We start from the raw sequence: 14,577 nt of genomic DNA on the forward strand, positions 1-14,577 counted from the left end.
ACACTGCGATTCAGCCTGGGATCAAAGTCTAAGTAAGAACCCGCAACTTATACTCAGGCTCTATCCGCCACACTATTCTCACGGAATAACTGACGGTCAATCCTGCATGGCGAGTGATATCACTTAACCTTGCTGATTTGGCAAAAAGTGATATCACTTTCCAGGACAGAGTAAGTCATAAGTGATATCACTCTGATATCACTTACTCGTGTCAACTTTAGACATTTCTGCTGTCTCGTCAAAACCGGTTTTCGTAAAACACACCCACTCACAGCTGGAACTCTAATAGATGCAAGTAGTTATTCTTAACTCTTATCCGGTTGCCTGAAACTATCCATATTTTTCAAGACTTTCGTGTTATTCCAAGTACAACTTCAGATAGTCATGCTGCTGCTTACTTCCCCTTCCTCGGGGATAAGTAATTCCAGCGGAGGAAATGACCGGTGAAAAAGACCTTGAGCTCAAGAGACTGCGGACGCATGCCTGTTCACACATGGAGCAAACCCACAATGTGCGTGGTGCACATAAAAGATGCTGAGAACGGCGGCCCAAGCCTCGGCCTTGATGTCGTCGTCGGAGCCGGAGGCGTTTTCATCAGCACCAGCTCCTAGATAGATATCCAACACGTTGTAATCCTCAGGTGCGGCCCCCAGGGAAAACCGCACCTTCTTTTTTTGCGCGGCCTCCCATACAACGAAACCTTTCCCTTTCGAACAAAGAGAAGAAATCCTTTCGAACCAAAGAAAAGGAATATTTCCTTTCGAACCAAATAAAAAGAACCTGCAAACCAGCTTCGTCAAAGCGAACACGCCAACGACAAAGTGCTTCCAGCGAAACTCCAACGAACAAGTGCTTCCAGAAAAGCTCCAACAATCAAAGACCATCCCCAGCGAAGCTCCTACGGTCGAAGACCGTCATCCTGAACGAAGCGAAGCGTAGCTGAAGGACCTGCATTCCTCTCAACCCTCTACAACCCATCAGGAAGCCCAAAACGAACCACCAGCCAAAGAACCGGGTGCCCCAGGTTCGCGAAGCTAACCTGGGCAGAGCGGCAAAAGCCGCTCTCCATCGCTCCACAGGAGCGATCCAGCGCGCAAAGCACGTCTTCTTTGAAGGGGCACGGCTTCAGCCGTGCCATAAGAAACCCAAACCAAGAAAACCGCGCGGCCAAAAAAACAAACAGGAGCATAAATCAAACCCCGCGCGCCCTAAGAAAGATCATGGCTGGCGCCAAGCCGAAGGCGTCGAGAACAGCACGAAGTGCCCTACGACTTCAGAATCGTAACTTTCCCATCCGTCGTTTTGCGGAAGGCATGTAACTGGTTTGCACCCGCGCCCACATGCCGCAGAATCACCCCATCCTTCGCCGCTTCCAGGTGGGTAAACCCGATCACGCGTCCGCCATAAGGACCACGTTTCTCTGGTGGAATGGACCAATTCACCAACTCCGCGCCGCCACCGCCACTCACCACAAACGACGTAGGATGCCCATCAAACTCCAGGTGCTGCAGGTCATGGTCATGCCCGGTGATGTAGAAGTCCACCTTGTGCTGCCGCAGCAAAGGATCCCATCGCGGAATCAGGATGCGGTTATCGCGGTGCACGCCGTTCGTATACAGCGGATGATGGCAGACCACCGCCACAAACGGCGTTGTCCGCGGCTTGCGTAGCTGCTCTGCGAACCACGCATCCTGCGTATCGGCCTCGGCGTGGCTCATCATGTAGCTGCCCGGTGTAAAGTCCCACGCCTTCGTACCCGGCAGGTTGGAGTCCAGGCAGATGAACGTGATCAGCGGGTTCTTCTCCGGCCATGTGAAGGTGTAGCGCTTGCTTGGCAACGTCCAGCGCGTCTTGTGCTGCTTCGGATAGTCGAGCTGGAGTTGTACCTTATCGAACCCGGCATGGTGCTCGTAGTCATGGTTCCCCAGCACCGCATACGCAGGTCCGGGAAACAGGTTCGCCGGATACATGTTCTCGAACTGATTGTTCCACCGCGGATCGTTCGTGCCGCCGGGAAGACGGCCATACCAGTTGTCTCCCAGCAGGAACATCGCACCGGGATTGCTGTGGTTGTTCTCCATCCACTTCGCCATGGACACGGCCACAGCCTTCTGCTGGTCCAGATACTTATCCGTACCCCAGTCCCCAATCATGAACATATGTGCCGCCCCCGGATCGGGCCTGGCAAAAGATGTCGATTGGGCAAACAGCGACGAAGGATGCATCGCTGCCAGAGCGGAGAATGCGAATGTCTGCCGCAGAAACGACCGGCGCGATAGAGAATGCAGTTCTGCCAATATCCCAGCTCCTGTTTCTGGACTCGGCGGCCGGACAGGAACCGGCACGTCTTGGAAAGTGTCCCAGATGCGGCTTACGCCAACCTTAAGACCGCATCAACCTCTGCACTTCCGATGCAATGACACAGTCAGCGGCTGTCCGCAGGGAACGCAACGACCGAATCCGTGGGACGGCTACGATCCCGCTTAACGACGCCCGATCGCTCCGGGGTCCGGCACGAAGTACAGGAACGCTCCCAGGGCAATCAGCAGTGCCAGATACACCGTAAGCGTCCTCACGCTGTTCTCCTGCGGCGCATCCGGCGTAAACATACGCCACGCCATGCCCGCAGCCAGGAACAGGAAGACCCCCTCATGCATCAGTCCGAAGAACAGCACACACGACACCAGCAGTAATCCGCGTCCCAGCCGGTTCAGCGCATACGTTGCCTGCGCGCCGTCAAACCACAGCACTGGTATCAGGTTCACCAGGTTGATCAGTGCGCCGGTATACGCCAGCGCCTGGAACACAGGCTGATGCGTCCACACATACAGCCCAAGACATGCGAACGCCGCACCCAGTCCCCATACCGGCCCCGCCAGCGCAATGGCCGCCAGCTCCGGCAGCGTGATGCCCTCGCTGTACCAGCGGACATATGCCCCCAGCCCCGGTAGCAGCACCGGCAGGTCCGCCCGCAGCCCCCGGCGGCGTACCGCCACATAATGCCCCATCTCATGCACAAGGATCGCTGCAATAAATCCAAGCGCAAATTTCCAGCCGAACAGCGCCCAATACAACGCGAAGTAGCCCAGAAATCCCAGCAGGAACTTCAGCTTGAAGATGAGGAAGAAGAAACTCTTCAGCTTCACTGCAGCTATGAACAGCGGAAACAACGGTCCTAACCGTTTCTTCCACTTTGCCTGGCGATCGTCTACTGCCTGTTGCCGTCCATTCAGCGCAGCAATATGCCGTCGAATCTGTTCCGCCTGCGAAGCATCTTCCGGCAGCCAAGGCAGAGCCGACAGCCATAGCTCACGCGCATCTGCCAAACGGTCTTCCTGCTCCGCACGCGCCGCCGCCGCACCAATGCGGTTCAGATGCTGCGAATACACAAGCGTGCCGCAATCGGGACACGCAAGCACTCCTTCCGCAATCCAATGCTCGCAGTTTGGGCAGGAGTAGATCGCCTCAGGAGGAGAAATAACCGACGGTTCCGTCGTTACAGAGTCCGGTAAGAGAGCATTCGAGTTGGCATAGTCCGACACAGCGCTGGAGATAATCTTACGCTTCCGTTAAGGGCGACCGCAGTTACAGTCCACCCCGTGCTGCGAAGGCATGGCGCCATCCATAGCGGGGATGCAGTGGCCATGCGGATCACGTGTCGGATCGCCCAGCTTCTCTGCAATGCGTTGCTCAAAGCGCTCAGAGATAAAGTGCTCCAGGCGCTCTGCTTCGTCGTGCAACTCTTCGATCGGATAACCAAGCACCTGGAACAGAAACGTCTCCAGCAAGCGGTGATGACGCACAATCTCCAGTGCGCGGCTGCGTCCTGCAGACGATAGCAACACGCCATGGCCCAGCTTGTAATCGATCAGCGAACCCTTTTCGGCGGATAGCTTCTGCAGCATATTCGTGATGGACGCAGGCGCCACGCCAAGCCGTTTGGCAAGCTCGGAACTACCAACACGTCTCGGCGGTTCACCACCAAGCGCATAGATCGCCTTCAGGTAGTCGTCCACGGATTCACTGCTGCGCCGGGCCACTACCCTCTGCTTCGCCATAACTGTTATTTTACCGCCGCGCGATACGGCGCAACACCGCCCATAAGCGCAACCCTCGTTAGTGCGTTAGCCCTGGATTCCTGCTTGCGCTCAGCAGATTGGCCATGATGCGGAACGAACCCGGGACGCCCTCCGGCATCTCGCGGAAGAATGCGTATGCCAGATAGACATAGGTTCCCTTGCCATAGCGCGCATACAACAAGCCGCCCTGCTGCGGGTCCTGATCTGTGTCATGCACTGCAGTGAGCGCCTTATATTCCGGTGCGAACGAACGTGTGAAGCCGTGACCACGCTCTTCCACCCAGTTGTCGAAGTCAGTTGCACCAATGCCGTTGGGCCACGTAAGCAACGGATCGTCCGGATGAAGGATAGTCACCTTCGCATCCTCTTCCACTACCGTGTGCGCCTGGTCACCTGGAACTGAGATGGGATACGGGCCATAGTCATGGTCGAATTCGCCGGATTGATACTGCACGATCACCGTGCCACCATTGCGCACATACTCCAGCAGGCGATTGTTTGCCGAACGCAGCACTGGTCGCGCAGTGTATGTCCGCACGCCAAGCACAATGCAGTCATATGCAGAAAGATCACCACGCTGCAGATCTGCATCGGTGAGCAGAACAGGATCGACACCCAACTCGCGCAGGCTTTCCGGCACTTCATCACCCGAGCCCATTACATAGCCCACATGCAACGACGGAGCCACCTTCACATCGACGCCAGTAATGCGGCTGGTAGAAGGCGCATAACGCGGATACGGACGGATGCCCGGATATCCGATGGTGGTGAAACCCTGCGTGTATTGCTTGCCGTTGTATTCCGCAATCGCGGTAATGCGATACGTCTTCTGCTGCAGCCCCGGCGTGTGCACGCGGAACTTCAACACAACATCTTCACCGGCGCGCATGGTGCGGAACGAAGCCGATGCAGGTTCAGCTGACCATCCTTCAGGAAGTTTCAGCTCCAGCTTGCCTTCCGCCGCACCCTTCACACTGCTATGCACTGTGATCTGCAATGGCAACATGGTGTCATTCAAAGGAAGAATCCCGCTGGCCGGTGAAATCGTCACAGAGATCGCAGGCGCGATCAGCAACGGTTCATACACCGTGCCGATGCCGTTATAACGATGCGACGCCTGCACCACGCCAGCCAGCGTGGCGTGCGTCCCATTGAATGTATATTCCGCAACTGCCTGCAGTGGATACGGCGCTGTGGGCAGTGTGAGATATCGCGCATCCTGAATGTCGTAATAACTCTGTTCAAGATTCGGGCGAGAGAAATACGGAGCCGTAGGCGCAGCATCCGCGGGCACAGTGGCCTGCTGATTGAAATCCTTCGCGGCGCCAGCAGCCAACGTATCGCTCGCAAACTTGTCTGCGTTCAACTTCCAATCACCGCCATCTGCAGACACAAGGTGCACACTGTCTATCTGCACCGGCGTCGTCCCCTGGTCAGTCACATGCACATTCACAGCAAACGTCTCACCGGCAATTACACTCTGCGCGGAAGATTCACCTCTTCCTCCGGATGGCACACTGGCCACCAGGCTCATGCCCAGCGATTGCGCCAGCGCAGTTTCAAACTGGTGCTCCTTGATCTCCAGCTCAAACACAGCGTTATAGCGCGGCTCATCCGGCAGCTTTACAGCTTTCAGTGAAGCGATCAGAGCGCGTGTCTGATCCAACCCTTTGGCCAGCGCAGGCGCGGATTTGGAAGGATCATTCGCATTGAACATCGCCACAGCTTCGCTCACCTGCAATGCAATGGCATTCAACTTCTGTTTCACATCCGCCTGATTGGCAACCGGAAGATATAAGACAATCCCCTGCAACGATGTATCGATGCCATCGAAGAAGCCCTGCTCTTTATCTGGCAATGGAGAACCACCGACACGCGATGCATACAGGTGATAGCTTGCGACGGAAGGTCCGGGCAGCGGCACCGGAACGCCGCCATTCTGCGACTTCTGCTGGTTCAACCCCTCGCGCGCAATCTGCGCATAACTCTCGCCGAACTGCGCGTTATACGTTCCGGACGGCACAGTAACAGTTGCCGGAGGAACCGAATCCATCGTGGCTCCGGTGACATAGTTGCGATAGAGAAGCGGCTCTGTCTTTCCCGTCGCATAGTCGTAAACCGTCTTGCCCGATGCACGTGCGAACGGCGCACGCGCATACACCTTCGAAGGAGCCCATGGACGCAACCCCTCCTTCAACTGTTCCGGGAACATCTTCGGATCGGCAGCGGCATTGAATACTTCCTGCGCTGTCACACCCGCAGTCTGGTGATGTCCATGTCCGTCCGAAACATTACCGGCAAAGACACTGGTAATGACCATGGGCCGCGTCTCACGCACCACGCGAACAGCGTCTGCCAGCACGCGATCATGGCCCCACTGCTTCAACGTCTCTTCGCGGGTCTTCGAAAATCCAAAATCCGCCACGCGTGTGTAATACAGATGCACACCGTAATATCGATTCGCTGCAAGATGCTCCTGCGTGCGCAGAATGCCCAACGAATCCCAGAAATCGCTGGTCATCACATTCTGGCCGCCTTCGCCGCGATTTAAACTCAGCAACGAAACCTCTGCGCCAACCCCGCGGCTTTCATAGGCAAGTGTTGCTCCGTCCTCATCGTCGGGATGCGCATTGATCTGCAACAGGCTGGCGCGCGTATTGAGCTTGCGCAACGACTGCGCCAATCCCGCAGCGCCGCGATCAAACGGCAAGGGCATGGCAAATGCGGAATCCGGTGGATGCTGCGCGTCCGGCACACTCTGCGCACACAGACAGGCGGGCGTAAGGGCCACAGCGCTGAGAGCAAGCAGGGTACGCAGATGATGGGTGGCGCGTTCGGTCACGGCGAGTCCTCCGGGAAGCAGCAAACAAGCAGATAAATTGCGTGTAACTGGAATGTACCGCATTGCATCTACTGATTGCGCTTTGGATGCGGCAATATGCATACCGGACGCGCGATACTATCAGCCACACTACGTTTCGCCGTTGTTTTCTGGCAGAAGCTATACGCCCTGCGTGCATGACGTGGCCACACAGTACACTGATGTGCGATGAATCCTTTGCTCGACGTTGCCGCTGGAATTGCCACTGCTGGTTTGATGACCGGAGGTTACGCCTATGCGGCAAACTGGCCGACCTCGCAGATCTTTGGCAAAACACTCATCAGCGGGCCTGACGCCATTGACGGTAAACACAACATCGCACTGACCTACGACGATGGCCCCAGCCCGCGCAACACCCCAGCGCTGCTGGATGTTCTTGCGGAGCATAACGCACACGCGACGTTCTTCCTGATCGGTGAACATGTGCGCAAACATCCGGAGCTTGCACGGCGCGTTGCAGAAGCAGGCCACGTCATTGGCAACCACACCACCATGCATCCCAACCTGGCGCGACAGAATAACCAGCGTGTACAGCAGGAACTGGAACGCTGCCAGAAGACACTGGAAGACACGCTGGGAGTAAAAGCGAAGCTCTTCCGCCCACCCTACGGCGCGCGTCGACCGGCAGTGTTGAAGATTGCGCGTTCCATGGGGTTAACGCCGGTAATGTGGAACATCACAGCACATGACTGGGACCCCATTGGCGCGGCAAAGATCCAATCGCGCATCGATGTGGGCATTGCGAAAAATCGCCGCGCGCGCCGCGCATCCAACGTGTTACTACACGACGCATCGCATCTCGATGGAGCAGAACCCGCGTCGCGTGAAGACACCATCGTCGTTACACGCACGTTGCTGCAACGCAGCGATCTGTGCTTCGTGACACCGCTGGATTGGCTGTGATCTCCTAACGAATTAGGAGAAGCTCACGTCCTTGATGCCAATCTGGGTAAACAGCGCCAGCCCTGCAATGGTAATCACCAATGCAATGGTCGCCGTGATGGCCACCTCGCGAAACCGCTTCAGAATGGCTCCCGCTACCAGCAACACGATAAATACAGCCAACACTGCAAGGATCCAGTTGAAGTCATACGTACGTATGTGCGTGGCCGACTGCGATATCACGCGCTGTATACGAATGGATGGAACGATCATGCCTGCAATGAATCCGGCAAACGCCGACACAATTAGCAAGCCCGTCTGCCACAGCACCGCAATTACATGCTTCATCGCGTCTCCTTTGCTACGTCCGATTCAAATGCACGGAAACGACGCTCCAGTTCCCACTGTTGCGTCGCCTTGTCACTGCCCTTCAGGAAAACGCTGCACGATGTAGAGGGTGCGGATGCCGATGCGACACATCCACCACGCATAGTCGTGTAACGATCCTGCGCACTCCACAAACTGTCTCCTGCAAGGAACGAATGCTCCAGCGAAGTCCGCGCACTGGTTTTCAACTGCACGTAGGTAAGCCCCTGCTCCGTCACACCACGCAGATATTCATTGGTCAGATCAATGCGCGAAACGCCCTCATCGTCCGTGGACAAAGCAAACGGCACACCTGCCGCAAGATAGCTGTGCAGCGGATGATCCTTTCCCTTCACGCCGAGGATGCCGTCATTCGAAGTAAGGTTCACTTCCACCATGATGTGCCTTGTCGCCATCATCTTCAGCAGCGATGCGGCATTCGTCTCAAACATCACATCCACACCATGTCCGATGCGTTCCGCACCGGCTGTTTCCACCGCATCGTGAATATGAAAACGTAATCCCTCCGGCGGCACCATGCCCGCAGCCAATTCTCCCGCATGCAATGACAGATGTACCTTCGGATACGTGCTGCGCAGATACTTCAACATCAGCATCTGATTTTCATATTGCGACATTGCCAAATACGTATCTTCCGGCTGCACAAAGTTGATACCCACCACGCGTGGGTCCACACTGGCCAGTTCGAATCCCAGCAGTGTCTGTGCAAACACACGCTCTGGCTCTCCAGCGCGCAACACCTGGTACAGATAGCGCACCTGCACGGTGCATGCGGCAGTAGCCTGTGCCGTGCCGCAATGTTCCCGTTCCTTGCGCGTGCGATCCATCGCATCCAACTCTGCGCGATCAATAGCGACATTTTCACGCAACCCACCAGCCAGCAGCGCATCACGCATCTTCGCAGGATCACCATCCCAGTGTTGCTGTGCCGACAGCTTCAATGCCACACCAAAATCCGGTGTGGTCATGATCTCCAGATACTGCTCGTTCTGTGCGGCGGCACGCGTGGCCACCTCATCCACCCACTCGCCCTGGTGCTCCTTGTGAATACCGCTGAAGCGTCCGAATGTGGCAAAGAACTGGTCATGACCGCTCCATCCAGAAGACGGCACAAACGAACGCATGCTGAAGCTGTTAATCAAACGGTCATACAGCGCTTGATTCTTGAAGGCATCCGCCGCAGGCTGCGTTCCTTCGGCGCACACAGGTTTGGGCGGCAGGCTGCGCGTTGTTCCCACATTCGGCAACAGCACCAGCTTCACCGGATCCACACAAAGATTGTCGACCGCAGCGTTTGCAATAAACGTCTCGGCATACACCGCGCCGGAAAGATGCATATGCAGATCGCCGCCCTTCGGCATCCGCGTCAGGAACGCGCGCAGTTGCGGTGGGCTATTTCGAATCGCTTCCAGGCGTGCAGCCGTACGCGATTCTGCGCCCGGCATCTGCGCCATGGACAGGCTAGTACAGGCGACAACACCCAGCAAAAACGCGGTTATGCGTGGCAGAAAAGTCATGCGACGGAAACTCCTTACACAAAACAATGGGCTGCCCTGACATACAAGCAGCGGAAAACGCGATGCCTAAGCATAGCGGAGGAGACTCCCACCCGGAACCGGATTTGGCGCATCGCCGCAGCCTTGGTATACTCAAAAAGTCGTCTGAACCGCCGCATCTTTTGCGCCGCATGCTTCAGAGAACCGGCGGACAGCAAGGGACCCCGGTCAATGCAAAACGACACATCTCCCAAGGCCAGATAGCTCAGTGGTAGAGCGCGGCCCTGAAAAGGCCGGCGTCGGCGGTTCGATCCCGTCTCTGGCCACCATTTTAGAATCAAGAACTAAGCAAACCGCTTCCGGGCCAGGAGGCGGTTTGCTTTGCGCTACTTGCGAGTTGGTCCACAACAATTGTTGAACCAGTAGTGATCAAGGCAATCCCTTAAAAATCAACATGCGCACGGAACGATGGCACCCAGACCGGTCCACGGTCGCGGTTGTACCCGGGGTTATTGATGTGGGAGAGTCCTGGCGCAAAGCACATGCCTCGCCACGCGTGCGCGTTGTAGTAAGCCTCCACGATATTCTCCCTGCCATAACGCAGCGCTCCATCACCCAGGATGAAGCCCAGACCACCGGCAGCCAGATACTGCTGATGATCGCGCTTGATCGCATTGGAACTGAACGCGAGACCGGCTTTATCCATCGAGCGTCCCCACTGGCTTCCGCTGTAACTCGCGCCCAGCGTCACTGTCTGTTCTATCTCGGTGTAGGCATATGATTCCGTCTTACCATCGTTCCATCCGAAGCGTCCCGCTACCATCAGGTTGCTGGTGACCGATTGCTCGAAGTTATAACCAAAGCCATATTTCACTGCGCTAACGTGCTCATGCTTCGTGATGTCTGGCGTGCTGTCTGTGCCATTCTGAAATGCTGCAACCGCCTCGCGATAACTTCCCATGTGCGCATTGTTTACAAAGGCCAGCACGCGCTGCACACCATCATGTCCCGGCAGCCATCCGTGGCGTAACTCCGTTTCCATGTTCTGACCGCGGCTGCGCTTCACGCTCCAGTCCAGGTCAATACCATTAGCCACGGTAGGCATCAGCATCAACCCGTACCGCACAGCCCAGTCGCGATCCTGATACTCGGCAGTCACGCCATAGGTATAGCCACGCGTATCCGCTGCATAATCCCACGCACCGTTGTTATCAACGCTCCAGTTCGTGAACTGCAGATGACTATCACTCAGCACACTGTTGATATCGAACACATCTGGTGACGACATCTTTCCCACGCGCAGTTCCAACCGCCGCACTGGCACTTCAGTGGCCAAGGCATACGGTCCGCGCTGGTTCTTCGTCATTTCGTTCGTGAAGCCGATAGTCTGGTGTATCTCAACACGCGCGATGTACGGCTTCGATCCCAGATTCGGATTACGCACCACATCCAGGTTTGTAAAGCCGGCAAGTCCCAGCGCCTGGCTGATACCGCGCCCGCCAGTTGATTCCACATCCAGAATCATATCGGTGTTGTAGCGTTTCACAGCTGTTCCATGCTTTCCAAGCATCTGCCAGGGCTGCAGTCCCAGAAACAGCGTGCCCACCATCGAAACCTTGTATTCACCGCGCGCCCGCAGGCTGTTCGTACCTTCATACGGTGAATGAAATGCAGGAAGCCCCTGCAGAATGCTGTTGAACTGCCCTGCTACAAACCAGGGGGCATCGTCAGAATGCGGAAACATCGTTAGAGATGGGGAGGGTGCCTGCGGTACATCCGCAGTTTGTGCGTTCAAATGAAGGGAAGCACAAAGAAGGGCAGCGGTAAAAAACCGCGAGAGAAAGGACATGGAAAACATTTGAAAACTTCTTTCGTCATGCGCGATGAGCATGCGTCCGAAGCGACCAATCAGAGAAGGGTGGCGCAACGACACTTGTCATGTTGAGGGAGGACCATGACGAAGCGGAATCCAATTACATTCGCATCGTCACGGGCAGTTGGCCATCCGTACTCGGAGGCTCCTGAACTGTAACGGACATTGAGATATCTCATGCGCAGTTGCGCTTTTGTTATTCTGACACGCCGGTGGCGGAATCAGACATAAAGAGTTCATAAGTTTGCAAGCAATAACGCCGGACGATGGTTCTATCATCGTCCGGCGTTATTGTTATGAAACAGGCTAATTTAAAGGAGAAGCAGCAGACTGCGTCTCTGCCTTAGGAGCACCACAGGCGCGACAAAAGTGCGAGAACGCGGTTTGGCGTGTATGACACTTCGGACAATCGTTATAAACAAGCAGGCCACAGTGCATACAGAAATTGTTCTGGCCATCGCCTGAATTAAACGGACGCTCGCAACCAGGACATACACCTTTGGCCAACCTCAGTTGCGCTGTGTCATAACCAAGGTCCTTGCGACGTTCCTGCTCTGGCAACTGCTCTGCAAGTTTCTGCTGTTCCAGATAGCGTCGCAGCGCTCGGATGGCATAACTGCCACACAGCACCGTCGCCACAATTCCAACAAGATAACGGATGTATCCGCCATAGCTGGGAAGATATGGAACCAGTTCAACAAAAAATGTGTACAGCGCGAAAAAGATAAAGCCCCATACAAATGGCCACTGCTGCGATTTCCGCGCTTTCAGGAAGAGGAGCCAGGCAACCAGCAGAAGTGGAAGCGTGAAGGCAAGCCGCATAAGAAAGACATGCAGCGCCACGCGACGCATCTCCTGGTCATACAGGACCTGTGCATCCGCTTTGATCTGCTCTACAGCAGCACGATGCGGGCTCTGCTGCTCCTGCAATTGCTCCTTCTGTTTCCGTAACTGGTCAACCTGCTCCTGACACTTCAACTCTTCGGCCTTCAAAGTATCAAGCTGCCTGGTTCGCTTGAGAACTTCGGCATCCTGTGTTGATTGCCCCGTGGCCCGACGTGTAGCAATCCAGTTCTGAAAGGTCTCATGCGCGGCGCTGTTCGCCTGCTCCGCACTTTCTAACTTTTCGTTGGCCTGGCTGAGGAGTTTGTCCTGAGCGTCGATCGCACTCTGATCTTTGTCCACTAATTGCTGGGCAGGGACCATTCGAGACTGATCAATATAGGTTTCAACATCGTGCGGTGGAACCACCTGGGGCAAATCGCTGACAACCAGTCGGCCAAGGCCAACCAGAAAGCCTCCGAAAAGAATGGCAATCAACCAAAGGCCACGCTGAAACCACTTCTCTGAAAGTCGCAGCTTACTCAATGTAAGGGATTCTCCAATTCTGTTGAAGTAGCCCCTTATGGCATCCAAGGCAATACGGGGAAATGCTTCGTTCACCAGCTTATATGTGAACTGAATCCTTCATATCCGTATTCGCTTTCGGTATTGATCCAACTTCAGCTCAACACCCAGGTATCTTTACTGCCGCCGCCCTGGCTGCTGTTCACCACCAGCGAACCTTTCTTCAGCGCGACACGCGTTAATCCACCCGGCACAATGCGAACCTTATCGCCATACAAAACGTAAGGGCGTAGATCCACATGACGTGGCTCAAATCCCTCGCCAAACAAACAGGGCGCACGGCTGAAGGTAATGGTTGGCTGTGCAATATAGTTGCGCGGATCAGCCTGAATCTTGCGTGCAAATTCTTCACGCTGCGCCTTCGTGCTTTGCGGCCCAATCAACATGCCATAGCCGCCGCTCTCACCCACAGCCTTTACCACCATCTTGTCCAGATTAGCCAGCACATGGGAACGATCAAGATCGCGAGCGCATAAATACGTCTCCACGTTCTTCAGCACAGGCTCTTCCGACAAGTAGTAGCGAATGATGTCCGGCACATAGGCATACAACGCCTTGTCATCCGCGACGCCCGTGCCGAATGCATTGGCCAGCGTGACATTGCCCGCGCGATACGCGTTAAACAACCCTGCAACACCCAGCATGGAATCCGGGCGGAAGCTCATGGGATCAATAAAGTCATCGTCCACGCGGCGATAAATCACATCCACACGGCGCAGGCCGCTGGTAGTACGCATGTACACCACGTTGTCATGCGTGGTCAGATCACGACCTTCGACAAGTTCAATGCCCATCTGACGTGCAAGATAAGCGTGCTCGTAATACGCAGAATTAAATACACCCGGCGTCAGCAAAACGATGTTCGGTTCCGGCCTGCCTTCCGGTGCAAGCGAACGCAGCGTGCCCAGCAATAACTGTGTGTACTGCTCAATCGGTCGTACGTTATAGCGACGAAACATCACCGGGAAAATGCGCTTCATCACACGCCGATTCGTCAGCATGTAACTAACACCGGAGGGCACGCGAAGATTGTCCTCCAACACAACGAACTCGCCATTCTCCAAGCGAATCAGGTCTGTTCCAGTGACGGCGATGTACACATTACGCGGCACCTGCAAACCAATCATGTGCCGCCGGAACTGCTTGCAGCTATACACAATCTCGCGGGGTACCACACCGTCGGACAGGATGCGGCCCTCGTTGTAAATGTCCTTCAGAAACAGATTCAACGCGGTGATACGCTGCGTCAGCCCTCGTTCCACCACGGCCCACTCCGACGCAGTAATCATGCGCGGCAACAGATCGTAGGGAAATATCTTCTCTGTTCCTTCATCGCGGCCATAAACCGTAAAGGTAATGCCCTGGTTCAGAAACGACAGGTCCGCAGCCTGTTTGCGGCGCTCCACCTCTGTCTTGGGCAACGAGGAAAACTGCTCCATCAGCACTTGGTATTGCGGGCGCAGTTCGCCAGGCGCAGCGAACATCTCGTCGTACGCATTGTCCAGCAGATATCCGTCCAGGTTGGGCTTGAGCAGCTCTACGTTGTCCATGGGTTCCTGACAGTATAGAGTC

General features: G+C 55.5%; 11 protein-coding genes and 1 tRNA gene. 2 read left to right on the top strand and 10 right to left on the bottom strand.

Translation table 11 applies throughout. The features are described from left to right. Window positions 1–461: 461 nt before the first annotated feature. The 5 genes from AB6729_RS09090 to AB6729_RS09110 all read right to left on the bottom strand — a co-directional run bounded on the left by AB6729_RS09090 (window position 462) and on the right by AB6729_RS09110 (window position 6,921). Complete coding sequence (locus AB6729_RS09090; RefSeq protein WP_371081300.1) at window positions 462–842, bottom strand: hypothetical protein; 381 nt, start codon at window positions 840–842, stop codon at window positions 462–464. 423 nt (window positions 843–1,265) lie between these two features. Next, complete coding sequence (locus AB6729_RS09095; protein ID WP_371081301.1) at window positions 1,266–2,297, bottom strand: metallophosphoesterase; 1,032 nt, start codon at window positions 2,295–2,297, stop codon at window positions 1,266–1,268. A 186-nt stretch (window positions 2,298–2,483) separates the two neighbouring features. After that, window positions 2,484–3,542, bottom strand: coding sequence for a site-2 protease family protein (locus AB6729_RS09100; protein ID WP_371081302.1), 1,059 nt, complete (start codon window positions 3,540–3,542; stop codon window positions 2,484–2,486). 27 nt (window positions 3,543–3,569) lie between these two features. Continuing rightward, a complete protein-coding gene (locus AB6729_RS09105; protein WP_371081303.1) occupies window positions 3,570–4,058 on the bottom strand; it encodes a metal-dependent transcriptional regulator in 489 nt (162 codons plus the stop codon). Between the two features lie 58 nt (window positions 4,059–4,116). Next, entirely contained in the window at window positions 4,117–6,921 is a 2,805-nt protein-coding gene (locus tag AB6729_RS09110) for a PIG-L family deacetylase (protein ID WP_371081304.1), read from the bottom strand. A 207-nt stretch (window positions 6,922–7,128) separates the two neighbouring features. Between AB6729_RS09110 and AB6729_RS09115 the strand changes: the two genes are divergently transcribed. Then, window positions 7,129–7,863 carry a polysaccharide deacetylase family protein gene (locus tag AB6729_RS09115; RefSeq protein WP_371081305.1) on the top strand — a complete coding sequence of 245 codons (735 nt, stop codon included), beginning with the start codon at window positions 7,129–7,131 and terminating at the stop codon, window positions 7,861–7,863. A gap of 12 nt (window positions 7,864–7,875) precedes the next feature. Here AB6729_RS09115 and AB6729_RS09120 read toward each other — a convergent pair whose 3' ends face one another. Then, window positions 7,876–8,190: a hypothetical protein gene (locus tag AB6729_RS09120; protein ID WP_371081306.1), complete on the bottom strand. Its 315-nt coding sequence runs from the start codon at window positions 8,188–8,190 to the stop codon at window positions 7,876–7,878. Beyond that, window positions 8,187–9,746 (bottom strand): adenosine deaminase, encoded by a 1,560-nt coding sequence (locus AB6729_RS09125; protein WP_371081307.1) that lies wholly within the window; start codon window positions 9,744–9,746, stop codon window positions 8,187–8,189. Before AB6729_RS09125 ends, AB6729_RS09120 begins: the two co-directional genes overlap by 4 nt. A gap of 233 nt (window positions 9,747–9,979) precedes the next feature. Between AB6729_RS09125 and AB6729_RS09130 the strand changes: the two genes are divergently transcribed. Then, window positions 9,980–10,054: transfer RNA gene (locus AB6729_RS09130), tRNA-Phe, on the top strand. Window positions 10,055–10,167: 113 nt separating this feature from the next. Here the strand turns inward: AB6729_RS09130 and AB6729_RS09135 are convergent. From AB6729_RS09135 to AB6729_RS09145, 3 genes are all read right to left on the bottom strand, one after another. Next, complete coding sequence (locus AB6729_RS09135) at window positions 10,168–11,469, bottom strand: carbohydrate porin (RefSeq protein ID WP_371081308.1); 1,302 nt, start codon at window positions 11,467–11,469, stop codon at window positions 10,168–10,170. A gap of 435 nt (window positions 11,470–11,904) precedes the next feature. Continuing rightward, a complete protein-coding gene (locus tag AB6729_RS09140) occupies window positions 11,905–12,966 on the bottom strand; it encodes a hypothetical protein (RefSeq protein WP_371081309.1) in 1,062 nt (353 codons plus the stop codon). A gap of 134 nt (window positions 12,967–13,100) precedes the next feature. Beyond that, on the bottom strand, window positions 13,101–14,513 hold the full coding sequence (locus AB6729_RS09145; RefSeq protein WP_371082609.1) for a circularly permuted type 2 ATP-grasp protein: 1,413 nt from the start codon (window positions 14,511–14,513) through the stop codon (window positions 13,101–13,103). Window positions 14,514–14,577 lie beyond the last annotated feature (64 nt).

The organism is Terriglobus sp. RCC_193 (assembly GCF_041355105.1).
GTDB lineage: Bacteria > Acidobacteriota > Terriglobia > Terriglobales > Acidobacteriaceae > Terriglobus.

Excerpts from the sequence above, each read along its gene's own strand:
- AB6729_RS09120 (WP_371081306.1), bottom strand. The coding sequence starts at position 8,190 with ATGAAGCATGTAATTGCGGTGCTGTGGCAGACGGGCTTGCTAATTGTG.
- AB6729_RS09125 (WP_371081307.1), bottom strand. The coding sequence starts at position 9,746 with ATGACTTTTCTGCCACGCATAACCGCGTTTTTGCTGGGTGTTGTCGCC.
- AB6729_RS09115 (WP_371081305.1), top strand. The coding sequence starts at position 7,129 with ATGAATCCTTTGCTCGACGTTGCCGCTGGAATTGCCACTGCTGGTTTG.
- AB6729_RS09105 (WP_371081303.1), bottom strand. The coding sequence starts at position 4,058 with ATGGCGAAGCAGAGGGTAGTGGCCCGGCGCAGCAGTGAATCCGTGGAC.
- AB6729_RS09135 (WP_371081308.1), bottom strand. The coding sequence starts at position 11,469 with ATGTTTCCGCATTCTGACGATGCCCCCTGGTTTGTAGCAGGGCAGTTC.